A 25,625-nucleotide genomic window follows, 5' to 3' on the forward strand; every position below is an offset into this window, starting at 1 on the left:
TCCCTTAGATCTCCGTTCGCAACGCAAAACTCGTCACTGTCTCGGGGTTTTCCTTGTCCCAGCGCTGATCGCCCCAGCTTATTGCCACAGTGGCGACGCCGTTGACATAGGTAACTGTAGCAGCAGCCTTATCTCCAAGCGCCTTGGCAACCTGACATTGCCATCTTGTTATATTCTGGCTTACCGATACGGTCTGACCTGTTGGATATACGCAGGCACCAGTCGCCGTCACGGCCCCGGCAGCGAATGTGGCGGCAGTATATTGACCAACCTGATAACGATTGGATCGCATCTGATCAATTAGGTCGTAGGCCAGGTTGGTCGCTTGCGTCCGGTAATTGGCGCTTTGGACAAACCGCACATTCATGGTCTGCAGCAGTGCAAACCCTAGCAACCCAAATGCGAGTATGAGAATGGCAATCAGCACTTCGATCAGGGTGAAGCCCGCCGCAGAACGCCTAGAGAGATGATTCTGGCTCATGTGCAGGCCTCTTTTTTGCTTCGAATTTGCCCGGACGCATTGATTGTTAATGAGCGTTTCAACGGTTGCCCGCCGCATTGATCAGGTTGCAATGTAACCTGTTGATCGGCAGCAGCACGGCGGCGCCCCCGCGCATCAAACGCAATGACCGTCCCCGTCGTTGGCCCCTGGACGACCAGCCTTGGATTTCCCAACGAATAACGGAGCACGGTTTCACCTGAGTCATAACTCCCGTTTCCATTTGCGTCGCTCCAGGCCATCACCCCTGCACTCCAGCTCCCATTGCAGGCTGTCCCGTTCGCACTGCCACAGATGCCGCTGCCTTGGCCGTTCCGGATGGCTTCGCTTCTGGACAGCGTGAGCAATGCCATCATTTCGTTATTTGACGCAGCCACCCGATTTGAGCGCACGACGCCTTGGAAACTCGGGTATGCGATCGCTGCGGTGATAGCTAGCACCGCGACGGTCACCATGAGTTCGATCAACGTGAATCCGCGCGTACGGACGGACATCAGGACGCTCCCCAGCGTTATTGCTGGAGAGCATGAGCCCTGATACGCCATGGCACAAGCGCTGGACCGACAGGCGGACCGACTGGACCGACAAGCGTTATCGAGCCCGTGTCGCACCGTCTAGGCGACTAAGTCACCACCCGATAGCAAGGCCGGTAGTCCCCCGAAATCTTCATCCGGCGCTGCTCGACGAAGCCGCGCAACAGTTCATCCAGGGCCTGCATGATGTCCGGGTCGCCGTGGATTTCGAAGGGGCCGAACTCCTCGATGCGGCGCATGCCGTCTTCCTTGACGTTGCCGGCGACGATGCCGGAGAAGGCACGCCGCAGGTCGGCGGCCAGCGCGGGCGCTGGGCGGCCGTGGTGCAGGTCGAGGGCGGCCATGGCCTCGTGGCTGGGTTCGAACGGCTGCTGGTACTCGAGTGGGATGTGTACCGACCAGTTGAAGTAGTACGAATCCTTCTGTTCCTTGCGGTGCGCGCGCACCTCGTGGATGCCTTCGGCCATGCGACGCGCCACGGCAACCGGGTCGCCAACGATGATCTCGTAGCGGGAAGCGACAGCTTCGCCCAGGGTGAGCCGGATGAAGCGGTCGATCTGCTCGAAATACGGCGCGGCGATGGTCGGGCCGGTCAGGATCAGCGGGAACGGCAGGTCGGCGTTCTCTTCGCGCAGCAGGATGCCGAGCAGGTAGAGGATTTCCTCTGCCGTGCCGACGCCGCCCGGAAACACCAGGATGCCGTGGCCGATGCGGACGAAGGCTTCCAGGCGCTTCTCGATGTCCGGCATGATCACCAGGTGGTTGACGATCGGATTCGGCGACTCGGCGGCGATGATGCCCGGCTCGGTCACACCGATGTAGCGCGTGTGATGCTTGCGCTGCTTGGCGTGCGCGATGGTGGCGCCCTTCATCGGGCCCTTCATGGCGCCCGGTCCGCAGCCGGTGCAGATGTCCAGACCACGCAGGCCCAGCTCGTAGCCCACCTGTTTGGTGTAGAGATATTCGTCGCGCGAAATGGAATGGCCACCCCAGCACACGACCAGGTTCGGGTCCGACGGCTGCAGGATGCGCGCATTGCGCAGCTGCCCGAACACCGCGTTGGTGATGCCTTCGCTGGTGTCCAGATCCCCGCGCTGGGCTTCCAGCTCGATTGCCATGTAGGCCAGGTCGCGCACCACGGCGAACAGCAGTTCGGCAACACCCCGGATGATCTCGCCATCGACAAAGGCCATCGCCGGTGCGTTGCTTAGATCGATGCGGATGCCGCGGTCCTGCTGGTTCACCTGGATATCGAAATCCGGATACAGGTCGCGCGCTGCGCGCGGGTCGTCCGACGCGCTGCCGCTGGTGAGCACGGCCAGCGCGCAGCGGCGCAACAGCTCATGCATGCCACCGCTGGAGGCATCACGCAGACGCGCAACTTCCGCCTTGGACAACACGTCCAGGCCACCGCGCGGGTAGATCCGCGCATCCACCACCGGCAGCGCCCGTGCTGCCGTACTGCTGAGTTCCATAGCTTGCTCCTGTCGTATCTCAGAACTTTAGCGTACTCACCCGCACAAAAGAAAACGGCCGGGAGAACCCGGCCGTTTCTGCAAGCTTCGAGCCACTAGCCAACTTTAGAACTGGTAGCGGAAGCCCAGCTGCAGTGCCCAGCGGGAGATGCCGCGATCGTCATACACAGTGGACTGATCCGGCGTATTGAAGCGATACACGTACTTGCCACTGGCTGCATCGATACCACCGTACTCCACAACACCGCGCATGCCCGGGAAGCCATATTCTTCGACGCGGCCCCACTTCTTGTTGAGCAGGTTGCCGACGTTCATGACGTCGAGCCACACGGATGCCTTGTTGTCCTTGAAGAAGCCAGGAATCTCCTGCTCGATATGCAGATCGAACTGATTGATCCAGGAGTTGCGCGCGCCATTACGCTCGGCAACCTGACCACGCCGGGCAGCCAGATACTCGTTGCCTTCGATGTAGCTCCAGAATGCCTGCTCTTCTGCCGCGCTGCCGAACAGCACATCGCCGCGACCGGCCGGGATATACAGCAAATCGTTCAAGCGACCATCGCCATTGGCATCGTTATCGAACGTGTAGCTGTACGGACGACCATTGCGACCCTGGTAAATCAGGCCGAGCTTGGTTTCGTAATCGCCGAAGAACGCATGCTTCCAGTTCAAGGTGCCGAGAATGCTGTTCTTGACCTCGTAGGCCGCAGTCGAGGCAACGTTTTCATTGGCCTGGAACACCGCATTGTTACCGAGCTGCGAGCCCGAAGTCGAACTGGTCAGACCACTGACTTCATCGGCATCGGTGTATGTGTAGTACAGGCCCCACGACCAATCGCCGCCGTTGAAGGGCTTGTTCAGACCGAAGGTGAAACTCTCGCTACCACCCTTGTCGGTCGGACGTGCGATCAGCGCATCGTTGTACCGGCGGTCACGATTACCGCGTGCATCCACCGAGACGCCGCTGGGCTGCTGGCCATTGATGTTCCAGCTGCTGGGCCGAAGCCCGTTGGCATTCCAGTAGATGTTGCGGCCATCCTGTCCGATTGCACTCGCCGCACCCAGATTCAGCTGCTGATAGTAGATGGCCTCGTTGACCTGAGTCACCACGGCCTCGGCAGATGCAACGATGCCATACCACGGAAGCTCGGTATCGAACGCGAGGTTCGCCTTCCATACCGAAGGCTGGCCCAACTTGCCATCAACGAAATCGACCGACTGGGTACTACCCGCAACCGTCGTGCCGGTCGGCTGATTATTGATGTCCGGGGTGAAACGGATACCGTTATCACGCACCAGTGCCGGGCTGGAGAAGTTGTAATCCGTGTACGCCAGACCGGTGTTGGAGTACGGATTCGAAAGCCATACCGTTGCAGCGGCACCCTGGAAAAGGCCTACACCGCCACGCAGCTGCGTCGGGCGATCACTATCAAAGGTGTAGTTGAAACCGAACCGCGGCTCAAACAGACCATTGCCGTCGATCGTCTGGTCGTTACGGAAGCCAAACACCGTAGACGCTGCCGCGTTGTAGGCAGGGCTGTTTTTCACCATCGGCTCGTCGTAACGCAGACCGAAGGTCAGCGTCAGATTGTTATTGACTGCCCAGGTATCCTGCACGAATACGCCCACGTTCCGCATGCCCCAGTCGGCAGCGATATCGTCGATATTGCCGCTGTTGGAACGCGAGTAACGATAGTTCTGGGCAATATTGTTGCGGTAATCCGAAATCGAATTGAACGTGTAGGATCCGAAGACGCGCTGCCCAAACAGGTTGAACAGATCGTTGTCTTCGTAGTCGAAGCCGAACTTGACGGTGTGGTCATTCAAGAACAGCGTGCCGGCGAAGAAGGCGTTCCAGGTTTCTGTGCGCAGTTCGTTCGCTTGGGTGCTCTGCTCGGTCCCCAGGTTGACGGTGTTGTTGCCGACGCGCACTGCCACGGCCGGCAGCTGCGAAGCAGCCGTACGCACCGCCGAATAATCGCGGTAGGACACCTTGGCTTCAGTCGAGAAGGTATCGGTCCAGTCGCTGAACAACTGGGCCGTATAGGTCTTGAGGCTGAAGTCGCGAACGTAGTGATACGAGTTCAGCGACAGCGCCTGGTTGCCAAAGCCGTTAAGGTTGGCGGTGCTCTGTTCGCTTTCGCCATAGCGGAACGAAGCGCGATGCTTGTCGGAGATGTTCCAGTCGAGCTTGAAGCCCTTTTCTTCCGAATCCGAATCCAGGGCCGGCAGCGCGAGAGTTCCCGGATCGAAGCCATAGACGTTGCGCGAGATGTCGATGATCTCATCGACCTGCGCTTGTGAGATCGGAACGATGTTGCTCGCACCCGAGCCGGTCGGACCGTAACCGGAGGCTCCGGTGAAAACGCCCTTACCCTTGTACTTTTCGTAATTGGCAAAGAAGAACAGTTTGTCCTTGACGATCGGGCCGCCGAGGGTCAGACCGTAGGTGGCTTCGTTATCGAACAGCTGCGGGCGGATATCGTTCTGGTTCTTGCCCGACCAATCGTTCTCGCGGTAGGTGCCGTAGACCGAACCATGAAATTCATTGGTACCGGACTTGGTGACCGCATTGATCACACCGCCAGTGGCACCGGTAATGGTCACGTCGTAATTGGCGACGTCGACGGAGATTTCGTCGATGACATCCATCGAGAACGGCTGACGCGGGGTCGGCAAGCCATTGGATTCGAGGCCGAACGCGTCGTTGGTGCTGATGCCGTCGACGCGGATCAGGTTGAAGCGCGGATTCTGGCCGCCCACGGAAATCTCGTTACGCGCCTTGTCGGTCTGCGCGACACGCGGATCCAGGCGCACGTAGTCCTGCAGGTTGCGGTTGATCGACGGCAGCGATTCGATCTGCTCGCGGGTCACGTTGGTGCCGGTGCCCATCTTGTTGGCGCTGAACAGCGCCGAGCCGTAGTCGCCACCGATGGCCTGCACCGCGCCGAGCGTGGTGACGTCGCCGCCAAGGGAGGCATCGACGCTATTGACCTGATTGAGGTTCAGGTACACGCCTTCTTCGGTCTTGGTGCCTTCACCCGACTTGGTAATGGTGATCGTGTACGGCCCACCCACACGCAGGCCGCGCGCGTTGTAGCGTCCGCTGGCATCGGTGGTGGCGCGGCTGACCGTGCCCGATTCGACGTGGGTGATCGTCACTTCGGCATTCGGCACCGGTTGACCGGCGCTGCTGGTCACCAGGCCAGCGACGCCGGCAGAGGTGCTCTGGGCGAACACGGGGGCGGCGGCGAGTGCGGCAACAAGGCCAAGCGTCAGCTTGGACATGCGGAGACAGCGGGGGTGGGTCATTTCGGTAGCCTCGATACAGGTTGGGCAGTGACAAAAAGGCGCAGTCAGCCCAACCGTTCCCGGGGGTGGGCTGCCGATGATCTGGGGTCCCTTGCCGCGCGGCTGGTTGCTGCCGCAACGGTTAACAACAGATTAACACGCTAAGGCCTGATTGTGACGGCGGCGTGACAAAGTTCGCGCGGTGCAACATGAACTTCGCATGTGAAGGCCTAAACGCCAGCTTGCGCAAAGTCGCGCGGCATTTGCGACTGGCGTCGCGCTATCGAGCTGGCCTGTCGCAAACCGGCAACGTTTGGCCTGAAAACGCAGCGCTGGCTATCGGCCGCCATCCCGCGCTGTGGTCGCCAGACACCGCCAGCCGCTCATGCCACGGGTCGGCGACGCGGCTTCAAAGCCCGCCAGGCATCCAACAAGCCGTCCCCATGCCACGCACCCTGCCCGCCCATCGCCAACTGGACTCAGATCGACACCGGCAGCTTGAAATAAGTGCCAAGGCCGTCCAGAAACATCTGCACCGAAATGGCCACCAGCAACATGCCCATCAGGCGCTCGATCGCGGTCAGTGCGCGATGACCGAGCAGTTTGTACAACAGCGGTGCCGAGGCCAGGATGGTGGATGCACCGATCCAGGCGATCATCAGCGCCAGGCTCCAATCCCATAACCGGGTGGGTTCGTTGCTGCCCATCAGCATCACTGCGGCCATGCCGGACGGGCCGGCCACCAGCGGGATCGCCAGCGGCACGATGAAGGGCTCGCCGTCGGGGATCTCGCCCATGAGGCCTTCCGGGCGCGGGAAGATCATGCGGATGCCGATCAGGAACAGTACGATGCCGCCGGCGATCGCCACCGACTCCTGGCGCAGATGCATCAGCTCCAGCGCGTACTTGCCGCCCCACAGGAACGCCATCAGCACGAATAGGGCGATCAGCAACTCACGCGCGAGCACGAAGCGCTGGCGCTTGGGCGGCAGCGGCTTGAGCACACTGAGAAACACCGGAATGTTGCCCAGCGGGTCGAGGATCAGGAACAGCAGCAGTGCCGCCGACAGAATGGTCATGCGGAAGGACTCCAGATCGCGCCGCGGTGCGCGCCACCGGCCGTTGACAACAGGGTGACGCAGGCGGCGGCATAGCGCGTGGGGTCCAGCGCTTCGCTGTCTTCCTGATGGGTGAAGGCGCGCGCGCGCAAGGCGGTGCGCATCGGGCCGGGCTGCAATCCGCTGATGCGGACCGGGCCGGCGACGGTTTCGTGATGCAGGCTGGCGAGCAGGCCACGCTGTGCATGCTGGGCAGCGCCATAGGCACCCCAGTACGCCTGGCCAACACGTGCCGGGTCATCGACGACGAAGACCACCGCCGCATCGCCTTGCTGCCGCAACAGCGGCAGGCAGGCCTGGGTCAACCAGGCGCGCGCGGTGAGGTTGATATGGAGGTTGCGTGCGAAGTCGGCAGGCGCCGCGAGTTCGGCCGGGGTCAAGCCGGCGAAATCGGCGGCGCAGTGCAGCAGGCCGTGCAGGCCACCGAGCTCGGACTGCAGCCGCTGCGCGAGCGTGGCGTAGTCGTCCGGCGTGGCGCCGGCCAGATCCAGCGGATACAGCAACGGCTCCGGACCCAGCGTGGCGACCGCGTCGTAGATGCGCTCCAGCGGGCGCAGCTTGCGGCCGAGCAACACCACGGTCGCACCGGCGGATGCGCACGCCTGCGCCGCCGCGCTCCCCAGCCCGCCGGCTGCACCGGTGATCAGCACCACGCGGCCGGCAAGTGCCGCCGCGTCGGGCCGGGCCTGCGCCAGACTCACGGCTGGTAGGCCTCGCTGACGATGCGCTTGAGCTCGCCGGCTTCGAACAGTTCCAGCGTGATGTCGCAACCGCCGATCAGCTCGCCGTGGATGAACAGCTGCGGGAAGGTCGGCCAGTTGGAATAGCGCGGCAGATTGGCGCGCACTTCGGGCTCTTCCAGCACGTTGACCGTGCGCAACTGATCGGCGCCGGCAGCCACCAGGGCCTGCACGGCGCGGCTGGAAAAACCGCACATCGGAAATTGCGGGGTGCCTTTCATGAACAGCACGATCGGGTGTTGTTCGACTTCGGCCTGGATCCGTTCCATCACCGGCATTGGACTCTCCTGACTGGGAGCGGCAGGCCCGACCGCCGGGTCGGATAGACTTCCGCAAAGGCGCGCATTGTAAGCCTTCAGCGCGACCTGTCGCCGCACTCCCTTCGCTGCCCTTGCCATCATGCCGATCGAACACCTTGCACTGCCCTACTCCCGCGCCGCCCTGGAGCCGCATCTGTCTGCCGCCACATTGGAGGCGCACCACGGCGTCTGTCACCGCAGCGAGGTCGATCGGCTCAATGCGCGCATCGAAGGCAGCGAGTTCGCCGAGCTGACGCTGGAAGACATCATCGCGCAGGCGCAGGGCACGCTGTTCCATCTGGCTGCGCAGGTGTGGAACCACAATTTCTATTGGCAGTGCCTGCGCCCGCGCGGCGGCGGTGAGCCGCTGGGCCGGCTGGCCGACCGCATCGCCAAATCGTTCGGCGACTTCGTGCATTTCAAGCAGGAATTCAACCGCGTCGCCCTGGGCAGCTTCGGCTCGGGCTGGGTGTGGCTGGTGCAGCGCCCGGATGGCGCACTGGCGATCGTCGCCACGCCGAATGCGTCCACGCCGCTCACCGGGCCGGACACCCCGCTGCTCGCCTGCGACCTCTGGGAGCATGCCTATTACCTGGATTACCGGCAGGACCGCGCGCAGTACCTGGACGCGTTCTGGAAGCTGATCAACTGGGAGTTCGTGGCCAGCCGGTTGGGTTAGCCGCTTGCGCCGTCGCAACAGGTCAACGATCAGGTGACCTGTTGCAACAGCGTCCGGCGGCGTCGCGCACTGCGTGCATCTTCGCCACGGACCTGCGCATCGGCGAGGCCAGCAGTGCCACCGATGGCTCTGCGAATCACCCTTCGCTCAAACGCGCGAGCACCGGTTCCACCTGCGCATCACGCTGCAGCGCGGCGCCTGCTTCGCTCAGGGCCTGAGCAAGCAGCTGTGGCGTCTCGGCGCGCAGTGTGGCATGGCCGACCTTGCGGCCCTCGCGCGATTGCTTGCCGTAGTCGTGCCAATGCCCACCGGGCACCGCCAAAAATGCAGTCGCGTCCGGCATCGCGCCCAGCCAGTTGAGCATGCAGGCATGCCCGCGTATCGCGGTACTGCCGAGCGGCAGACCGAGCACGGCGCGCACATGATTTTCGAACTGTGAGGTCTCGGCACCTTCGATGGTCCAATGCCCGGAGTTGTGCACGCGCGGCGCCATCTCGTTGGCGAGCAACTGGCCATCGCGTACGAACAGTTCCAGCGCGAACACGCCGACGTAGTCCAGCCGCTCGGCGACCGCACGCGCATGCGTCTCTGCCGCAGCCTGCAAGCCGGCATCCACACGCGCCGGCGCAAGACTGGCCGAGAGTACGCCGTCCACATGCCAGTTCTCGGTCAGCGGCCAGGCGCGGAATTCGCCATCACGCCCACGCACTGCCACCACGCTGACCTCGCGCTCGAACGGCACGAAGGCCTCCACGATCAGTCCGACCTTCGCCGCCTGCGCGCCGAGCGCGTCCCACGCGGCATCGGCATCGGCCAGCGTCTTGATGCGGAACTGGCCCTTGCCGTCGTAGCCGAAGCGACGTGTCTTGAGCACACACGGCGTGCCGATACGGGCCAATGCAGCGTCGAGCCCTGCACGGTCGTCGATGGCGGCGAACTCGGGCACCGGAATGCCGAGCTCGCGGAACAGGGTTTTTTCGCTGAGCCGGTCCTGCGCCACCGCCAACGCGGCAGCGCTGGGAAACACCGGCACCTGCGCAGCCAACTGCTGCGCGCCGGCGGCCGGCACGTTTTCGAAATCGAAGGTGATCACATCCACCTGTGCGGCGAATGCGGCAAGCGCGGCGGTGTCGTCAAAGGCGCCCGCCTGCAGCGGCGCCACCTGCCCTGCGCAGGCATCGGTAGCCGGGTCGAACACCGCAAACCGCAAGCCCAACGGCGCACCGGCCAACACCAGCATGCGGGCCAACTGGCCGCCACCCAGAATGCCGACTGTGGTCATTGGCGCGGGTCGTCGCTGGCAATGACATCGTCGGTCTGCCTGGCGCGGAACTGCGCCAGTGCCTGACCGATCTGCGCCTGCTCCGGCGCCAGCATCGCGGCGGCGAACAAGGCCGCATTGGCCGCACCGGCATTGCCGATCGCAAACGTCGCCACCGGAATCCCGGCCGGCATCTGCACGATCGACAGCAACGAATCCATGCCGTTGAGCGCCTTGGACTGTACCGGCACACCGAGCACCGGCACCGCCGTCTTGGCCGCCAGCATGCCCGGCAGATGCGCCGCGCCACCGGCGCCGGCAATGATCGCGCGCAGACCGCGTTCGCCAGCCTGCTCGGCATAGCTGAACAATACGTCCGGTGTGCGGTGCGCCGAGACCACCTTGACTTCGTAAGGCACGCCCAGCGCATCGAGCTTCTGAGCTGCGTGTTGCATGGTTTCCCAATCGGAACGGGAACCCATCACGATGCCGACCAGCGGCGCGGAGTGGTTGGAGGTCATGGCCCTGCCCTGCGGTAAAGACGTATTCTAGCCATCTTCCACGCAAGACAAGACTTCGATGGATCGCAAACTGCTCGACCTGCTGTGCTCGCCCGACACCCGCCAGCCGCTCTCGCTGCTCGACGGCAAGGGCCTGGAGGCACTCAACACCGCCATCGCCGGCGGAACCCTGCAGCGTGCCGACGGTACCGCGCAGACACAGCCACTGCGCGAGGCGCTGATCACGCGCGACCGCAAGCAGATCTTCCGCGTCGATGACGGCATTCCGGTGCTGCTGGCCGAAGAAGCCATCGGCACTGCGCAGATCGCCGACTTCCCCGAAAAGTGAATCCTTCCGTACGCACCACCGTGCCGGAGGCACCACCGGCCGCGCTGGTGGACGCCGATGTGGCGCGCGCGCTGGCCGAGGACATCGGCAGCGGCGATGTGACCGCGGCGCTGCTGCCCGATCAGCCAGACAGCGCGTACCTGCTGTGCAAGCAGGACGCCGTGATCGCCGGGCGGCCGTGGTTCGACGCCACGCACCGCGCGCTCGATCCGCAGGTGCGGATCGACTGGCAGGTGCACGAAGGCCAGCACGTCGCCGCCGGCACGGTGCTGGCGCTGCTGCATGGCCGCAGCCGCAGCTTGGTCAGCGCCGAGCGCACCTCGCTCAATTTCATGCAGACGCTGTCGGCTACCGCGACCGCCACCGCTGCATACGTGGCTGCCGTGGCCGGCACCGGCACGCGCATCCTGGACACGCGCAAGACGCTGCCCGGCCTGCGCGCCGCGCAGAAATATGCCGTGCGCTGTGGCGGTGGCGACAATCACCGCATCGGTCTGTTCGACACGGTGATGCTCAAGGAAAACCACATCCGCGCCGCCGGCTCGCTGGGCGCCGCCGTGCATGCCGCTCGTGCGCAGCAACCGCAGTTGCCGCTGGTGGTGGAGGTGGAAACGCTGGAGCAGCTGCACGAGGCCTTGCAGGTCGGTTGCACGCGCATCCTGATCGACGATTTCGACCCGGCGATGCGTCGCGACGCGGTGCGCATCGTTGCCGCCCTGCCGCGCGAACAACGCATCCCTCTGGAAGTCTCCGGCAGCGTGGATCTGGCCGGCATTGCCGCCATTGCAGCCGATGGGGTGGATTGCATCTCCATCGGCGGGCTCACCAAGCACGTGCACGCGGTCGATCTGTCGCTCAAACTCGGCCCACCGCCGCGCTGATTTCACGCGTGCCCGCAGCCGGCTCTGTCAGCCTGCTGCGATTGTTCTGTGCAGGATCTGCGATGACTGTAAAACCTTGGCCGTGGCTCTGTCTGGTGTTGGCCGCATGGGGCGGCACCGCGGCCGCCGCGGAAGTCTGCGATGTGCCCCCGCGCTTCGGTACCAGCCCTGCAGCGATCGCCATCGTGCGCAGTGCCTGCAACGAGCACCGCTTGTGGCAGCACCCGTTTATCGATGCCAAGGGCCGTCTGGCCAGCCTGGGCGTGACCGAGGCCGAATCGGGCTATCTGGCCGACCACGGCGTGGTCGCCTGGCAACGCGTGGCCGGCTACTGGCGCGACAGCGGCACGCTGGCATCGATGGGCGGCCGCCCCGGCGCATCGAGTTGCGCGGCACTGGATGGCACGCGCTACACCGCCAGCGATTGCCGCGCGTTCCTGGTCGACAACCCATGGTCGGCCGCCTTCATCTCCTGGGTGATGACGCAGGCCGGCCTGAGCGGTTTCCACCGCTCTGCACGCCATCTGGATTACATCCGCAGCGCCTACAACGATGGCGCAAGCGGCCCGTACCAGTTCACCGACCCGGCGGTGGAAAAACCAGCCCCCGGCGATCTGCTGTGCCTGCTGCGCGGGCGCAGCGCTGCGCTCGGCTACGCCGGCCTCAAGGCCGGGCTTGGCGGCAGCGCGCCGATGCCGTGGCAATCGCATTGCGACGTGGTGATCGCCGCCAACGTCGGTGGCGATCGCACCCTGTACCTGATCGGCGGCAATGTGTTCAACACGGTGATGATGCGCAAGATGCCGCTGGACCGCGCCGGCCGAGTGGTGTTGCCGACGCCGCAATCCGACGGCAGCCAGGACCAGAGCGAAGACGGCCTGGGCATCGCCAGCGAGTGCACGCCGGCACACGAAGAACTCTGCGACTTCAATCGACGCGACTGGGCGGCCCTGTTGAAGCTGCGCCCGGATGCGGTGATGACGGCGCCACCACCGGTCGAACCGCTGCCTTCGCCAACCACCTTACCCACCACGATGCCACCGGGTTTCCCGCGCGTGGTGCCGCCGCGTCCGGAAACACAGCCCGCGCCGACACAGCAGCCCGGGTAAGCAAGGCTCAAAGCCCCGCTCCCATCCGGAGAGGGGTTGGGGTGAGGGTACGGCGGCGAAGCCCTGGCCAAGGTTCAACCGCGCGACGCTTCGCGCGCACCCCCATCCGCCCTGCGGGGCACCCCCTCCCGCAGGAGAAGGATCAAGTCAGGCACCCTTGCCGAACACCCAACAAAAAAGCGGGCCGAAGCCCGCTTTTTCGTGACGCATCAACCAGCGGCGATTACTCGGCCGACGGCGGAACGCCCTCGCCTTCTTCCACTGCCTTGATCGACAGACGGATACGGCCCTGCTTGTCCACTTCCAGCACCTTGACGCGGACCAGATCGCCTTCCTTCAGCTTGTCGCCGACCTTTTCCACGCGCTCGCTGGAGATCTGCGAGACGTGCACCAGGCCGTCCTTGCCCGGCAGGATGGTGACGAACGCACCGAAGTCCATGATCTTGGCGACCTTGCCTTCGTAGATGCGGCCCGGCTCCACGTCCGAGGTGATCTGCTCGATGCGCGACTTCGCAGCTTGCGCGGCAATCGCATTGACCGAGGCGATGATGATCGTGCCGTCGTCCTGGATGTCGATCTGCGTACCGGTTTCCTTGGTGATGGCCTGGATGGTCGAGCCGCCCTTGCCGATCACTTCGCGGATCTTGTCCGGGTGGATCTTGATGGTCAGCAAGCGCGGCGCGTAGTCGCTCAGTTCCTGACGCGGAGTGGTCAGCGCATGCGCCATCTCGCCGAGGATGTGCAGACGGCCGGCCTTGGCCTGCTGCAATGCCTGCTTCATGATTTCTTCGGTGATGCCTTCGATCTTGATGTCCATCTGCAACGCGGACACGCCTTCGGAAGTGCCGGCCACCTTGAAGTCCATGTCGCCGAGATGGTCTTCGTCACCCAGGATGTCCGACAGCACGACGAAGTCGTTGCCTTCCTTGACCAGGCCCATCGCGATACCGGCGACCGGCGCCTTGATCGGCACACCGGCGTCCATCAGCGCCAGCGAGCTGCCGCAGACCGATGCCATCGAGGACGAACCGTTGGACTCGGTGATTTCCGAGACCACGCGGATGGTGTACGGGAATTCTTCCAGGCTCGGCATCACTGCCAGCACGCCGCGCTTGGCCAGACGGCCGTGGCCGATCTCGCGACGCTTCGGCGCGCCGAAACGACCGCACTCGCCCACCGAGTAAGGAGGGAAGTTGTAATGGAACAGGAAGTTCTCTTTGTACTCGCCCGAGACGGCGTCGATGACCTGACCGTCGCGTGCGGTGCCGAGCGTGGTGATCACGATCGCCTGGGTCTCGCCGCGGGTGAACAGCGCCGAACCGTGGGTACGCGGCAGCACGCCGGCCTTGGCGCTGATCGGACGCACGGTATCCAGTGCACGGCCGTCGATGCGCACCTTGGTGCTCAGCACCGAGCCGCGCATGGTCTGGTATTCCAGCTCGCCGAATTCCTTGGACAGGTCACCGGCAGCCCAGCCTTCGACCGTGGCGCGCGGTGCCAGCGCACCCAACACGTCCTTCTTGATCGCCGAGATCGCGTCGCGGCGCTGCAGCTTGTCGCGCACCTGGAACGCCGACGCGAGCTGGTCGCCCACCGCTTCCTTCAGCGCAGCGATCATGCCGTCATTCTTGGCCGGAGCCACCCAGTCGGACGGCTTGGTGCCGGCTTCGACGGTCAGCTCGTTGATGATGTTGATGACCTTCTGCATCTCGCGATGGCCGAACGTCACCGCGCCCAGCATCACTTCTTCCGACAGCAGCTCGGCTTCGGACTCGACCATCAGCACCGCATTGGCGGTACCGGCCACGACCAGCTCCAGCTGCGAATCCTTCAGCTCGGTCACGGTCGGGTTGAGGATGTATTCGCCATTCTTGTAACCGACCTTCGCCGCAGCGATCGGGCCGTTGAACGGGGTGCCGGCCAGCGACAGCGCGGCCGAAGCGCCGATCAGCGCGGCGATATCGCCGTCGATGTCCGGGTTCATCGACATCACGGTGGCGATGATCTGCACTTCGTTCTTGTAGTCCTCCGGGAACAGCGGACGGATCGGGCGATCGATCAGGCGCGAGATCAACGTTTCCTTCTCGGTCGCACGTCCTTCGCGCTTGAAGAAGCCGCCCGGGATGCGGCCGCCGGCGTAGAACTTCTCCTGATAATCAACCGTCAGAGGAAAGAAGTCCTGCCCTTCGCGCGCGCTCTTGGCGGCGACGGCGGTGACCAGCAGTACGGTGTCGTCGAACTTGACGATGACGGCGCCGCCTGCCTGGCGAGCGATTTCGCCCGTCTCCAGGGTGACGGTGTGCTTGCCGTACTGGAAGGTTTTGGTGATTTTTGCCACGGAGGTTTTTTCCCTTAGGTGTTGCTGTCTTCGTTGGACCGTCGTCGACCCATGCCGAGAACGGGCGGCCGGGAGGCTCCGGCCCATGAACTGCGTGCTGCAGATAACGTGATGCGAATGACCAAAACAAAGCCGCGGCGCATCGCTGCGCCGCGGCGGTGTGACTCGATTAGCGGCGCAGGCCGAGCTTCTCGATCAAGGACTTGTAACGCTCGTTGTCCTTCTTCTTCAGGTAGTCGAGCAGGCTGCGGCGACGGTTGACCATCTGCAGCAGGCCACGACGGCTGTGGTGATCCTTCTTGTGGGTCTTGAAGTGACCGGTCAGCAGCTCGATGCGCGCGGTCAGCAGGGCGACCTGCACTTCCGGCGAACCGGTGTCCTGGGCGCTGCGCTTGTTGTCTTCAATAACTTTCTGGGTGTCGACGGACATGATGTTTACTCGATAGATGCGTGGTCGGCAGGAACGTGCATGACGCACCGCCGGACTCGCCGTTTGCTAGGGATGAGCGCGCTTGGCGCTGGAAGTGCCCCGATCGGGGCCGCAAAATTGTAACGTCGTGCGGGCCCGGGAACAAGTTGACTAAACCTTAACAAGCCCCTGCTTCGTTCAGTCCATTGAACAATCGCTGCGGCGACAAACGCCCCTCCGCGTCCACCAGGCCTAGCCCTGAGGGGATCCCGTCGGGTCCGAACACGGCCACCTGGCCGGTCGGGAAAGCAGGATCGCGCAGACGCTGGCCCATGCGAAAACGCGCCGCATGCGACGCATCGAGCACGATCCGCGCAAAATCGGCCAGTCCGGCCTCGATCGGCAGCAATAGCTCCTGCGCGTCGGTGCCCGCTTCCAGGGCTGCCGACAGCGCTTCCAGCGTGATCATCTGCGGCGCGCGAAACGGCTCCACCCAGAGCCGGCGCAGCGAGGCGATATGCGCACCGCAGCCAAGCACCTCGCCCAGATCGCGCGCCAGGCTGCGGATATAGGTGCCCGAGCCGCAGGTCACACGCAACTGCAGCCGCGGCGCGGCGTAACCGAGCACATCGATCGCATGCACATCGACCTCGCGCACCGGCGCCTCGATCACCTCGCCACGGCGAGCCTTGGCGTACAGCGGCTCGCCACCCTGCTTGAGCGCAGAATAGATCGGCGCCTGTTGGCGGATGCGCCCGATGAAGGGCGTCAGCGCTGCACGCAGCGCGTCTTCGCCCAGTGCCGGCAACGCACGCTCGCGCAACACCTGACCATCGGCATCGTCGGTATCGGTGGTGACACCCAGCACGATCTCGGCGTCGTAGGCCTTGGCCGAACCGAGCAGCAGGCCGGCAATCTTGGTGGCCTCGCCCAGACACAGCGGCAGCAAGCCGGTGGCCAGCGGATCCAGGCTGCCGGTGTGGCCGCCCTTTTCGGCACGCAACAAACGGCGCGCGGACTGCAAGGCCGTGTTGGAGCTGACTCCAGCCGGCTTGTCGAGCAACAGGATGCCGTGCAACGGGCGATAGACGATACGGGGTTTCAACAGATCGGTGCTCGAATCGGGCACTGTGCGTGCCCGTTGAAATCGGGGCCGCTGATCGACAGGCGGCGGGCCGGCAGCGCTCAGCGCTGCTCGGCGTCCTCGTCGCTGGATGCGGCCTCGGGGCCGACATCGTCCAGGTCACGCAGCAGGTTGTCGATACGCTCGCCGCGGTCGACCGAATCGTCGTAATGGAAATGCAGCTCGGGCACGTGGCGCAGCTTCATCGCGCGCGCCAGCTGCGTACGCAACTGACCGGCGATTTCCTTGAGCCCCTTGACCGCTTCGGCCGAGCGTTCCTGCTGCAGCGCGGTGACGAACACCTTGGCATGCGCCAGGTCGCGGCTGATTTCGACGTCGGAAACGCTGACCGACGGCAGGCCGTGGTCGCGCACGGCCGCGTGCACGATCGTGCCGAGGTCGCGACGCACCTGCGCCGAAACGCGGTCGGTGCGATGGAATGATTTGGTTGGCATGGTCATGGACCTGGTTGATTCGGAGGGCCAATTGGCACCGAAGCCAAAAACGGACGCGGGCGGCCATGCCGCCCCCGCCTTGCAGAACTCGCGTTGCAACTCCGCCTGGCGGAGTCCGGGGCCCGCAGGCCCCGGCAGCCCTTACAGCGTGCGGGCGACTTCGATACGCTCGAAGCACTCGATCTGGTCGCCGGCCTTGACGTCGTTGTAGGCCTTCACGCCGATACCGCACTCGGTACCGTTGCGCACTTCCTCGACGTTTTCCTTGAAGCGACGCAGCGATTCCAGCTCGCCCTCGAACACCACGACGCTGTCGCGGAGTACGCGGATCGGCTTGCTGCGCTTCACCACGCCTTCGATGACCATGCAGCCTGCAACCGCGCCGAACTTCGAGCTGCGGAACACGTCGCGGACCTGTGCGATGCCGATGATCTCTTCGCGGATTTCCACGCCGAGCAGACCGGAGGCCACCTGCTTCACCTGGTCGATCACGTCATAGATGATCGAGAAGTAACGCAGATCGATACCGTTGGACTCGACGATCTTGCGGGCCGAGGCATCGGCACGCACGTTGAAGCCGATCACCGTGGCCTTGGAGGCCGCTGCCGAATTCGCATCGGATTCGGTGATGCCGCCCACGCCGGAGTGGATCACGTTGATGCGGATGTCGTCGTTGGACAACGCCACCAGCGATTGCTTGAGCGCTTCCACCGAGCCCTGCACGTCGGCCTTGATCACCAGGTTCAGCACCTGCTGGCCTTCACCCTTGCCCATCTGGGCCAGGATGTCTTCCATGCGGTTGCTGGCCGAGGCCACCAGACGCGACTCGCGACGCTTGGTTTCGCGCTGCTGCGCCACGTCCTTGGCCAGACGCTCGTCGTCGACGACCACGAAGTCGTCGCCGGCTTCCGGCACGCCGGACAGGCCGAGCACCTGCACCGGGATCGACGGGCCGGCCGAAGCCGGCTGGTGGCCGGTCTCGTCGAACAGCGCACGCACGCGGCCGTACTGGATGCCGCACACCAGGTAATCGCCACGCTTCAGCGCGCCCTGCTGCACCAGCACCGTGGCCACCGGGCCGCGGCCCTTGTCCAGCGAGGATTCGATCACGGTGCCGCTGGCGCGGCCCTCGGCCACTGCCTTGAGCTCGAGTACTTCGGCCTGCAGCGAGATCGCGTCCAGCAGCGTGTCCACACCGGTACCGACCTTGGCCGACACTTCGATGAACTGGGTATCGCCACCGAACTCTTCGGCCACCACGTTTTCGGCCAGCAATTCGTTCTTGACCCGCAGCGGATCGGCGCCGGCCTTGTCGATCTTGTTCACCGCCACGATCAACGGAACGCCTGCCGCCTTGGCATGCGCCACCGCTTCCTTGGTCTGCGGCATCACGCCGTCATCGGCTGCAACCACCAGCACCACGATGTCGGTGATTTTGGCGCCACGGGCACGCATCGAGGTAAACGCGGCATGGCCGGGCGTATCCAGGAAGCTGATGACGCCACGGGCGGTTTCGACGTGGTACGCACCGATGTGCTGGGTGATGCCGCCGGCTTCGCCGGAGGCGATCTTGGTGCGACGGATGTAATCCAGCAGCGAGGTCTTGCCGTGATCGACGTGACCCATGATGGTCACCACCGGCGGACGCGGCGTGGCATCGCCCTGCGCGTCCTCGGCATGTGCCAGCAGCGCATCCTCGAAGTCGGCATTGTCGGCACGCACGGCCTTGTGGCCGAGTTCTTCGGTCACCAGCGCGGCGGTGTCATGGTCGATGCTCTGGGTGATGGTCGCCATGACGCCCATCTTGAACAGCGCCTTGACCACGTCGCCGCCCTTGAGCGCGAGCTTCTGCGCCAGATCGGCCACGGTGATGGTCTCGCCGATCGCCACTTCGCGCACCACCGGTGCGGTCGGACGCTCGAATCCGTGCGGACCGCTGTTGCCCTGGTTGCCACCACGGCCATTGTCGTTGCCACGACGCGAGGACGACGAGCCCGGACGACCGGTCGGCTTGCCGCGCACGTTGGAACGGCGCGCACGATCTGCCGCGGACAGGTGCAACTGCCCGGCAAAACGCTTGGTCGCATCGTCGTCCTCGACACCGGCCACCATGACGTGCGAACCGCGCGTCTTGTGCTTGGCCGCATTGGAGCGGTCGTCCGGGCGCGCCGGCGTGGCCGGACGCGATGCCGGCGATGCGCCAGCCGGACGGGCCGGACGCGGCGCAGACGACGGCGACGGTGCACGTGCGGCAGGCGCTGCAGACGGTGCGGGCGCAGCAGCCACCGGCGCCGGCGCACTGGCAGCCGCAGCGGCTTCCTCGGCAGCCTTGCGCTCGGCTTCGGCGCGGTCGCGCGCAGCCTGTTCCTCTTCGCGCTTGCGCTGGATCGCCTCGTCGCGCAGGCGGTCGCTTTCGGCCAGTGCCTGCTGCTCGTCGAGATTGCGCTGACGCGAAGCGGCGAGCTTGGCCAGGATGTCGGCGCGCTCTTCGTCCGGCGTCATCGGCGCAGGACGGCCGCCGCCTTCGTTCTCGGACTTCACATAGGTGCGCTTCTGCCGCACTTCCACGTTGACCGTGGTCTTGGTGCGGCCGGCGCTGACCGTGACTTCCTGCAGCTTGCGCCGGTTGAGCGTGATCTTCTTGGCTGCTTCGCTCGCCGCTTCGGCGGGCGTCTCGGCCTTGCCATGCGTGCGACGCAGGAAGCCAAGCAGTTTCATCTTCTCGGTGCTGGTCACGACCTGGTCGGGACCGCTGAACTTCATTCCGGCCTCGGCCAGTTGAACCAGCAGTTTATCGACCGGCGTATTGACCAGTTCGGCAAGCTTGCGGATGGTGGTTTGCTGCGACATTCGGATCCTATGATCTGGTTGGCGCCCCCTCGCCCAGAGCAAGGGAAACGCTGATTCTAAGCCCTGATGGGGTCAGGGCGCGGTTCATTGCCGGCTCATTCGCCGCGCTCCAAACGGGCGATCTCCTCGGCGCGGGCCGCCAGGATCAGCGCCGCGGCGCGCTCCTGGGTCAGACCCTCGATGCCGAAGTCGACGATCTCGTCCGCTGCCAGGTCGGACAGGTCCTCGCTGGTGCGCACGCCGTGCTCGGCCAGAGCAAAGGCCGTTTCCTCGTCCATCCCCTCCAGCGCCAGCAGGTCCTCGGTGGGCTGAGTTCCTTCCAGGCCTTCTTCTTCTGCCAGCGCGGCGTTGAGCAACGCATCGCGGGCACGGGCGCGCAACTCTTCGACGATGTCTTCGTCGAAGCCTTCCACCGCCAGCAACTCGCCGACCGGCACGTAGGCGATTTCTTCGACCGTATTGAAGCCTTCGGTCACCAGGATCGCTGCGATTTCTTCGTCCACTTCCAGGCGATCCATGAACAACTGGCGCGCGGAGGTCTGCTCGGCTTCGGACTTGGCGGCCACCTGGTCGGCGGTCATCACGTTGAGCTGCCAACCGGTCAGGCGGCTGGCCAGACGCACGTTCTGGCCGCCCTTGCCGATCGCCTGGGCCAGGCGATCTTCCGCCACGGCCAGATCCATCGAGTGCTTGTCTTCATCGACGATGATCGACTGCACTTCGGCCGGCGCCATCGCATTGATGACGAAGTTGGCCGGGTTCTCGTTCCACAGCACGATGTCCACGCGCTCGCCATTGAGCTCGTTGGATACCGCCTGCACGCGCGAACCACGCATGCCGATGCACGCGCCGATCGGATCGGTGCGGGTGTCGTGCGCGATCACCGCGATCTTGGCGCGGTCGCCCGGATCGCGTGCACAGGCCTTGATCTCGACCAGGCCCTGACCCACTTCCGGCACTTCGAGCTTGAACAGCTCGATCATGAATTCCGGCGCGGCGCGGCTGATGAACAGCTGCGGGCCACGTGGCTCGGAACGCACTTCGGCCAGGTAGCCGCGCACGCGGTCGCCCGGGCGCAGCACATCGCGCGGAATGCCCTTGTCCTTGGGAATGAAGGCTTCGGCATTGCCGCCCAGATCGACAAAGATGTTGCCGCGCTCGGCGCGCTTGACCACACCGGTGATCAACTCGCCGACGCGATCCTTCCAGGCATCGACCACCTGCTGACGCTCGGCCTCGCGCACACGCTGCACGATCACCTGCTTGGCAGCCTGCGCGGCGATACGGCCGAAGTCCGGGTTTTCGATCTGTTCTTCGATGTAGTCTCCCACCTCGACGCCGTCGGCTTCGTCGACGGCATCCATCAGACGCACCTGGCGATCCGGGGATTCCATCACGACATCGTCGGCAACCACTTCCCAACGACGATAGGTTTCGTAGTTACCGTCCTTGTGGTCGATGGTCACGCGCGTCAGCACGTCCTGGTCGGGATAGCGCTTCTTCGCTGCGGAAGCCAGCGCGGCCTCGATCGCATCGAAGATCACTTCGCGCGGCACGCCCTTTTCGTTGGCCACCGCATCCACTACCAGCAAAAGTTCCTTGCTCATTTCGTCACTCCGCGCGCGGCTTGCCAGCCGCCGACTCGTTGGATGGTTTCTTCTTGTCGTGCCCGGGTTTTTTCGGGCCGGGCTTGTTCGGTTTTTGCGGGGCCAGGCCCAGGGCGACCCAATCCGGCAGGATGCGCGCCTTGTCGATGTTGTCGAAGCCGATCTGCACATCCTTGCCGTCGACGGCGAACACCACCGCATCCGTCTCGGAGTCGATCCGCACGATCTGGCCCTGGAAGCGGCGCCGGCCATCCTGCGCCAGCTTCAGCACGATCTTGGCGGACTCGCCAACGTGACGGCCGAACTGCTCCAGCGTGAACAACGGACGGTCCACACCCGGCGAGGACACCTCGAGCGTGTAGTTGCCGGTGATGGGGTCTTCGACGTCGAGCTGGGCCGAGACTTCGCGGCTCACACGCTCGCAGTCGTCGACGTTGATGACACGCTCGGGCTGTTCGGCCAGCGGCACATCGATGTACAGGCGCAATGTGGCGCCACCTGGAGCGGGAAGATATTCCACACCCAGCAGTTCCAAGCCCAAGGACTCAACCGTTGGACTCAGCAGATTCGCGATTTCGGTCGCTTTTTCGCTCACAGACTGCCCTGATCAGATGATTGCCAGTAGAACCCCGGCAACCGGCAGCAAACTTTCCGGTTCCGGAAAAAACAAGGGGCCCGATGGGCCCCTTGCGTGAAAAAAGCCCGACCTCTCAGGGTCGGCGCAAAGACGGGAACATGCGTCTTTGCGATCCAAGAAGCTGAAGGACTGCCCTAAGGCATTGCATTAAAGCAGTACTTCAAAACTTGGTAGCGGGGGCAGGATTTGAACCTGCGACCTTCGGGTTATGAGCCCGACGAGCTGCCAGACTGCTCCACCCCGCAGCAGAAGCGGAATTATGAAGAACTTGAGCGGCAATTGCAAGCCCTAGTTTTTCATCGATTGAAAACCCCGGGGGGTCTTCAACGTCGCGGCAAATGATAACCGCATTGCAACAAAAACGAAACAGCAATCACGACTTTATTTCAGTATTTCAGTCGGCCCATCAACAGTGCGTGTGCACATGTGCCGCGAGGTCATGCCACGACTGTGACTCAGGCAAGGCCTGCAAATGCACGCTGGCACCACACCATGATCGGGCTCCAGGCCAGGCCCAGCGCAAGCAACGCAAGCGCGTTGACACCGAGCACGGTACCCAGCACACGGTCGTTGTTGGCCGGCAGCGGCTCGCCCACCGGCTCATCGAAGTACATGACCTTGATGACGCGCAGATAGTAGAAGGCGCCGATCACCGCGCAGAGCACACCGACCAGGGCCAGCCACAGCATGTCGCCATTTACTGCGGCGCTGAGCACCGCCAGCTTGGTCCAGAAGCCCAGGAACGGCGGGATACCCGCAAGCGAGGCCATGATGCACAGCACCAGGCCGGCCATCCACGGATTGCGTGCGTTGAGTCCCTTGAAATCATCGATGTTCTCGGCTTCGAAGCCGTTGCGCGACAACGCGATGATCGCGCCGAACGCGGCGGTCGACATGATGGTATAGCTCACCGCGTAGAACATCGCCGCGGCATAGCCTTCCTCGCCACCACCGGCCACGCCCATCAACAGAAAGCCGATGTGCGAGACGGTCGAGTACGCCAGCATGCGCTTGAGGTTGCTCTGCGCAATCGCCATCAGGTTGCCGATCACCAGCGACACCGCAGACAGGCCGCCGATCAACAGATGCCACTGCGGCGACAGCGGCCCCATGCCAACCTCGAGCAGGCGATACGCCATACCGAAGGCAGCGAGCTTGGGCGCAGAGCTGATGAACAAGGCGATCGGCGCCGGCGCACCCTGGTACACGTCAGGCAACCACATGTGGAACGGGGCAGCACCCAGCTTGAAGGCCACGCCGGCGATCATGAAGATGGTGCCGGTCAGCAGCAGCGTGCGCTCGTTGGAGCCTTCGATCGCGTCGTGGATGCCGCTCAGGCTCAGCGTACCGGTGGCGCCGTAGACCAGCGACATGCCGTACAGCAGCAGGCCCGAGGCCAGCGAACCGAGCACGAAGTACTTCATCGCCGCTTCGGTGGCCAGGCCGTTGTCGCGATTGGAGGCGACCAATGCGTACGAGCACAGCGCGAGCAGTTCCAGGCCCAGGTACACCATCAGCAGGCTGCCGGCCGAGGTCAGCAGCATCATGCCGGCGGTGGCGAACAACACCAGCACCGGGATCTCGCCCTGGTAGAGATTGCGTTCGCGCAGGTAGGTCCAGCCGTAGACCAGGCTCAGGCCACTGACCAGCACGATCACCGTCTTCATCACGTCGGCCGCAGTGTCGCGCACGAACATGCCGTGGAAGATCTCGCCCTGCCCGCCCGTACCGGTCGCCAACAGCGCGAACACCACCGCGAGCACGGCGACGGAGAACAGGTGGGTCCAGACCTTGTTCCGCTGGCTCACGAACAGGTCGAGCATCAGCAGTGCAAAGGCGCCGCCGATCAGCACCAGCTCCGGAACAAGCGGAGCCAGGTCAGCGGTGGTCAACGGCGCGAGCGTTGGCGTGGTCATCATCAAATCCTGGAAATCAAAACGTACGGCAAGCTGTTACAGCTTGGACGCGGCAATCTGGGTAGCCAGCTTGGCGATCGATGGTTCCATCAGATCGGTCAGCGGCTTCGGATACAGGCCCAGGGCCAGCACGCCAACGGCGAACACCCCCAGCACGAACGCCTCACGGCCATTGATGTCCTTCAGCTCGGCCACATGGGCATTGGCCACTTCGCCGAAGAACACGCGCTTGTAGAGCCACAGCGTATACGCGGCGGTGATCACCAGCGTGGTGGCGGCAGCGAAGGCAACCAGCGGATGCTTCTGGAAGCTGGCCAGGATCACCATGAACTCGCCGACGAAGCCACTGGTACCCGGCAGGCCGGCATTGGCCATGAAGAACAGCATGGAGAACGTCGCGAACCACGGCATCACGTTGACCACGCCGCCGTAATCGGCGATGCGGCGGGTATGCATGCGGTCGTACAGCACGCCGATGCAGGAGAACATCGCACCGGACACGAAGCCGTGCGAAATCATCTGCACCATCGCACCCTGCAGGCCCAGACGGGCGGCGTCGGTGCTGCCGTACTCACGGACCAGGGTGAAGGCGATGAAGGTGCCGAGGGTGACAAAGCCCATGTGCGCGATGGACGAATACGCCACCAGCTTCTTCATGTCGTCCTGCACCAGGGCCACCAGACCGACGTAGATCACCGCGATCAGCGACAGCGTGATCACCAGCCAGGCGAACTCGTGGCTTGCATCCGGCACGATCGGCAGGTTGAAGCGCAGGAAGCCGTAGCCACCGATCTTCAACGCGATCGCGGCCAGAATCACCGAACCGGCGGTCGGCGCTTCGACGTGCGCGTCCGGCAGCCAGGTGTGCACCGGGAACATCGGCACCTTGACCGCGAACGCGATCAGGAAGGCGAAGAAGATCCAGGTCTGCTCCTTGGCGGTCAGCTGCAGCGCGTAGAGATCGGCTAGCTGGAAGCTGCCGCCCTTCAGGTACAGGTAGACCAGGCCCACCAGCATCAGCACCGAGCCGAGGAAGGTGTACAGGAAGAACTTCATCGCCGCGTAGATGCGCCGCGGACCGCCCCAGACGCCGATGATCAGGAACATCGGGATCAGCATGGCTTCGAAGAAGACATAGAACAGCATCGCGTCGGTCGCGGCAAAGATGCCGACCGTGACGCCTTCCAGAATCAGGAAGGCGGCGACGTACTGATTGACGCGCTTGTCGATCGAGCGCCAGGCGCCAATCAGGGCCAGCACCGTCACCAGCGTGGTGAGCACGATCAACGCGACCGCGATGCCGTCCACGCCCAGGTTGTAGCCGATGTTGTAGGCCGGGATCCAGGCATGCAGTTCGATGAACTGCATGGCGTCATTGGCGGTGTCGTAGCCCAGCAGCGGCAGACTCAGCACAAAGGTCGCCACCGCCACCGCCAGCGATGCCCAGCGGGCAGTCTCGGCGTTGCGCAACGCAAGGATCAAGGCGCCACCGATAATCGGCAGCCAGATCAAGATAGACAGTAAAGGCCAGTTCGACACGTTTTCTTATTCCGTAC

At 64.0% G+C, this 25,625-nt stretch carries 22 protein-coding genes and 1 tRNA gene; 4 read left to right on the top strand and 19 right to left on the bottom strand.

The annotated features are described in order from the left end of the window. Positions 1-4 precede the first annotated feature (4 nt). The 7 genes from pilV to grxD form a co-directional block, all read right to left on the bottom strand. Positions 5-481 carry a type IV pilus modification protein PilV gene (pilV, locus tag AC1PLS_RS13015; protein ID WP_024937955.1) on the bottom strand — a complete coding sequence of 159 codons (477 nt, stop codon included), beginning with the start codon at positions 479-481 and terminating at the stop codon, positions 5-7. Further along, complete coding sequence (locus tag AC1PLS_RS13020) at positions 478-996, bottom strand: GspH/FimT family pseudopilin (protein WP_102256583.1); 519 nt, start codon at positions 994-996, stop codon at positions 478-480. The genes pilV and AC1PLS_RS13020 overlap by 4 nt, the downstream gene beginning before the upstream one ends. A gap of 125 nt (positions 997-1,121) precedes the next feature. Continuing rightward, on the bottom strand, positions 1,122-2,507 hold the full coding sequence (gene ppnN, locus AC1PLS_RS13025; RefSeq protein ID WP_024937957.1) for a nucleotide 5'-monophosphate nucleosidase PpnN: 1,386 nt from the start codon (positions 2,505-2,507) through the stop codon (positions 1,122-1,124). 105 nt (positions 2,508-2,612) lie between these two features. Further along, positions 2,613-5,819 (bottom strand): TonB-dependent receptor, encoded by a 3,207-nt coding sequence (locus AC1PLS_RS13030; RefSeq protein ID WP_054592541.1) that lies wholly within the window; start codon positions 5,817-5,819, stop codon positions 2,613-2,615. Between the two features lie 458 nt (positions 5,820-6,277). Further along, positions 6,278-6,877 (bottom strand): YhgN family NAAT transporter, encoded by a 600-nt coding sequence (locus tag AC1PLS_RS13035; RefSeq protein ID WP_006450537.1) that lies wholly within the window; start codon positions 6,875-6,877, stop codon positions 6,278-6,280. Next, complete coding sequence (locus AC1PLS_RS13040; protein ID WP_166770823.1) at positions 6,874-7,617, bottom strand: SDR family NAD(P)-dependent oxidoreductase; 744 nt, start codon at positions 7,615-7,617, stop codon at positions 6,874-6,876. Before AC1PLS_RS13040 ends, AC1PLS_RS13035 begins: the two co-directional genes overlap by 4 nt. Further along, positions 7,614-7,934 (bottom strand): Grx4 family monothiol glutaredoxin, encoded by a 321-nt coding sequence (gene grxD, locus AC1PLS_RS13045; RefSeq protein ID WP_006450539.1) that lies wholly within the window; start codon positions 7,932-7,934, stop codon positions 7,614-7,616. Before grxD ends, AC1PLS_RS13040 begins: the two co-directional genes overlap by 4 nt. 121 nt (positions 7,935-8,055) lie before the next feature. On the opposite strand from grxD, the gene AC1PLS_RS13050 reads away from it, so the two are divergent. Continuing rightward, positions 8,056-8,634, top strand: coding sequence for a superoxide dismutase (locus AC1PLS_RS13050; protein WP_184378618.1), 579 nt, complete (start codon positions 8,056-8,058; stop codon positions 8,632-8,634). A gap of 136 nt (positions 8,635-8,770) precedes the next feature. Here the strand turns inward: AC1PLS_RS13050 and AC1PLS_RS13055 are convergent, their stop codons facing one another. Together AC1PLS_RS13055 and purE are read right to left on the bottom strand one after the other, a co-directional pair. Continuing rightward, entirely contained in the window at positions 8,771-9,916 is a 1,146-nt protein-coding gene (locus AC1PLS_RS13055) for a 5-(carboxyamino)imidazole ribonucleotide synthase (protein WP_184378620.1), read from the bottom strand. Further along, complete coding sequence (purE, locus tag AC1PLS_RS13060; protein ID WP_184378622.1) at positions 9,913-10,416, bottom strand: 5-(carboxyamino)imidazole ribonucleotide mutase; 504 nt, start codon at positions 10,414-10,416, stop codon at positions 9,913-9,915. Before purE ends, AC1PLS_RS13055 begins: the two co-directional genes overlap by 4 nt. A gap of 58 nt (positions 10,417-10,474) precedes the next feature. Between purE and AC1PLS_RS13065 the strand changes: the two genes are divergently transcribed. The 3 genes from AC1PLS_RS13065 (at position 10,475) to AC1PLS_RS13075 (ending at position 12,734) form a co-directional block, all read left to right on the top strand. Further along, positions 10,475-10,744, top strand: coding sequence for a Trm112 family protein (locus AC1PLS_RS13065; protein WP_024937963.1), 270 nt, complete (start codon positions 10,475-10,477; stop codon positions 10,742-10,744). After that, positions 10,741-11,625, top strand: coding sequence for a carboxylating nicotinate-nucleotide diphosphorylase (nadC, locus tag AC1PLS_RS13070; protein ID WP_166770820.1), 885 nt, complete (start codon positions 10,741-10,743; stop codon positions 11,623-11,625). Before AC1PLS_RS13065 ends, nadC begins: the two co-directional genes overlap by 4 nt. Positions 11,626-11,687: 62 nt before the next feature. Then, a complete protein-coding gene (locus tag AC1PLS_RS13075; RefSeq protein ID WP_047128937.1) occupies positions 11,688-12,734 on the top strand; it encodes a DUF2272 domain-containing protein in 1,047 nt (348 codons plus the stop codon). Between the two features lie 223 nt (positions 12,735-12,957). On the opposite strand, the gene pnp is transcribed toward AC1PLS_RS13075, so the two are convergent. The 10 genes from pnp to AC1PLS_RS13125 all read right to left on the bottom strand — a co-directional run bounded on the left by pnp (position 12,958) and on the right by AC1PLS_RS13125 (position 25,608). After that, positions 12,958-15,072, bottom strand: a complete 2,115-nt coding sequence (pnp, locus tag AC1PLS_RS13080) for a polyribonucleotide nucleotidyltransferase (RefSeq protein ID WP_184378624.1) — start codon at positions 15,070-15,072, stop codon at positions 12,958-12,960. Positions 15,073-15,241: 169 nt separating this feature from the next. After that, a complete protein-coding gene (rpsO, locus tag AC1PLS_RS13085; protein WP_003485583.1) occupies positions 15,242-15,502 on the bottom strand; it encodes a 30S ribosomal protein S15 in 261 nt (86 codons plus the stop codon). A gap of 157 nt (positions 15,503-15,659) precedes the next feature. Further along, a complete protein-coding gene (truB, locus tag AC1PLS_RS13090) occupies positions 15,660-16,586 on the bottom strand; it encodes a tRNA pseudouridine(55) synthase TruB (RefSeq protein ID WP_054592593.1) in 927 nt (308 codons plus the stop codon). A gap of 80 nt (positions 16,587-16,666) precedes the next feature. Continuing rightward, complete coding sequence (gene rbfA / locus AC1PLS_RS13095; protein WP_024937968.1) at positions 16,667-17,059, bottom strand: 30S ribosome-binding factor RbfA; 393 nt, start codon at positions 17,057-17,059, stop codon at positions 16,667-16,669. Positions 17,060-17,200: 141 nt separating this feature from the next. After that, positions 17,201-19,909 (bottom strand): translation initiation factor IF-2, encoded by a 2,709-nt coding sequence (gene infB, locus AC1PLS_RS13100; RefSeq protein WP_160954463.1) that lies wholly within the window; start codon positions 19,907-19,909, stop codon positions 17,201-17,203. A gap of 95 nt (positions 19,910-20,004) precedes the next feature. Beyond that, complete coding sequence (nusA, locus tag AC1PLS_RS13105; protein ID WP_024937970.1) at positions 20,005-21,516, bottom strand: transcription termination factor NusA; 1,512 nt, start codon at positions 21,514-21,516, stop codon at positions 20,005-20,007. 4 nt (positions 21,517-21,520) lie between these two features. After that, on the bottom strand, positions 21,521-22,111 hold the full coding sequence (gene rimP / locus AC1PLS_RS13110) for a ribosome maturation factor RimP (RefSeq protein ID WP_046343329.1): 591 nt from the start codon (positions 22,109-22,111) through the stop codon (positions 21,521-21,523). Between the two features lie 210 nt (positions 22,112-22,321). Further along, positions 22,322-22,398 (bottom strand) — tRNA-Met (locus tag AC1PLS_RS13115). A 210-nt stretch (positions 22,399-22,608) separates the two neighbouring features. Next, complete coding sequence (nuoN, locus tag AC1PLS_RS13120; RefSeq protein ID WP_024937972.1) at positions 22,609-24,069, bottom strand: NADH-quinone oxidoreductase subunit NuoN; 1,461 nt, start codon at positions 24,067-24,069, stop codon at positions 22,609-22,611. Positions 24,070-24,105: 36 nt separating this feature from the next. Continuing rightward, positions 24,106-25,608: an NADH-quinone oxidoreductase subunit M gene (locus AC1PLS_RS13125; RefSeq protein WP_039522180.1), complete on the bottom strand. Its 1,503-nt coding sequence runs from the start codon at positions 25,606-25,608 to the stop codon at positions 24,106-24,108. Between the last annotated feature and the right edge of the window lie 17 nt (positions 25,609-25,625).

Source organism: Xanthomonas sp. NCPPB 3218 (assembly GCF_056725185.1).

Coding starts and splice junctions, on each gene's coding strand:
- AC1PLS_RS13075 (WP_047128937.1), top strand. CDS start 11,688: ATGACTGTAAAACCTTGGCCGTGGCTCTGTCTGGTGTTGGCCGCATGG.
- AC1PLS_RS13065 (WP_024937963.1), top strand. CDS start 10,475: ATGGATCGCAAACTGCTCGACCTGCTGTGCTCGCCCGACACCCGCCAG.
- rpsO (WP_003485583.1), bottom strand. CDS start 15,502: ATGTCCGTCGACACCCAGAAAGTTATTGAAGACAACAAGCGCAGCGCC.
- AC1PLS_RS13055 (WP_184378620.1), bottom strand. CDS start 9,916: ATGACCACAGTCGGCATTCTGGGTGGCGGCCAGTTGGCCCGCATGCTG.
- grxD (WP_006450539.1), bottom strand. CDS start 7,934: ATGCCGGTGATGGAACGGATCCAGGCCGAAGTCGAACAACACCCGATC.
- ppnN (WP_024937957.1), bottom strand. CDS start 2,507: ATGGAACTCAGCAGTACGGCAGCACGGGCGCTGCCGGTGGTGGATGCG.
- nuoN (WP_024937972.1), bottom strand. CDS start 24,069: ATGACCACGCCAACGCTCGCGCCGTTGACCACCGCTGACCTGGCTCCG.
- infB (WP_160954463.1), bottom strand. CDS start 19,909: ATGTCGCAGCAAACCACCATCCGCAAGCTTGCCGAACTGGTCAATACG.
- AC1PLS_RS13050 (WP_184378618.1), top strand. CDS start 8,056: ATGCCGATCGAACACCTTGCACTGCCCTACTCCCGCGCCGCCCTGGAG.
- rbfA (WP_024937968.1), bottom strand. CDS start 17,059: ATGCCAACCAAATCATTCCATCGCACCGACCGCGTTTCGGCGCAGGTG.
- nusA (WP_024937970.1), bottom strand. CDS start 21,516: ATGAGCAAGGAACTTTTGCTGGTAGTGGATGCGGTGGCCAACGAAAAG.
- pilV (WP_024937955.1), bottom strand. CDS start 481: ATGAGCCAGAATCATCTCTCTAGGCGTTCTGCGGCGGGCTTCACCCTG.
- AC1PLS_RS13035 (WP_006450537.1), bottom strand. CDS start 6,877: ATGACCATTCTGTCGGCGGCACTGCTGCTGTTCCTGATCCTCGACCCG.
- AC1PLS_RS13030 (WP_054592541.1), bottom strand. CDS start 5,819: ATGACCCACCCCCGCTGTCTCCGCATGTCCAAGCTGACGCTTGGCCTT.
- purE (WP_184378622.1), bottom strand. CDS start 10,416: ATGACCTCCAACCACTCCGCGCCGCTGGTCGGCATCGTGATGGGTTCC.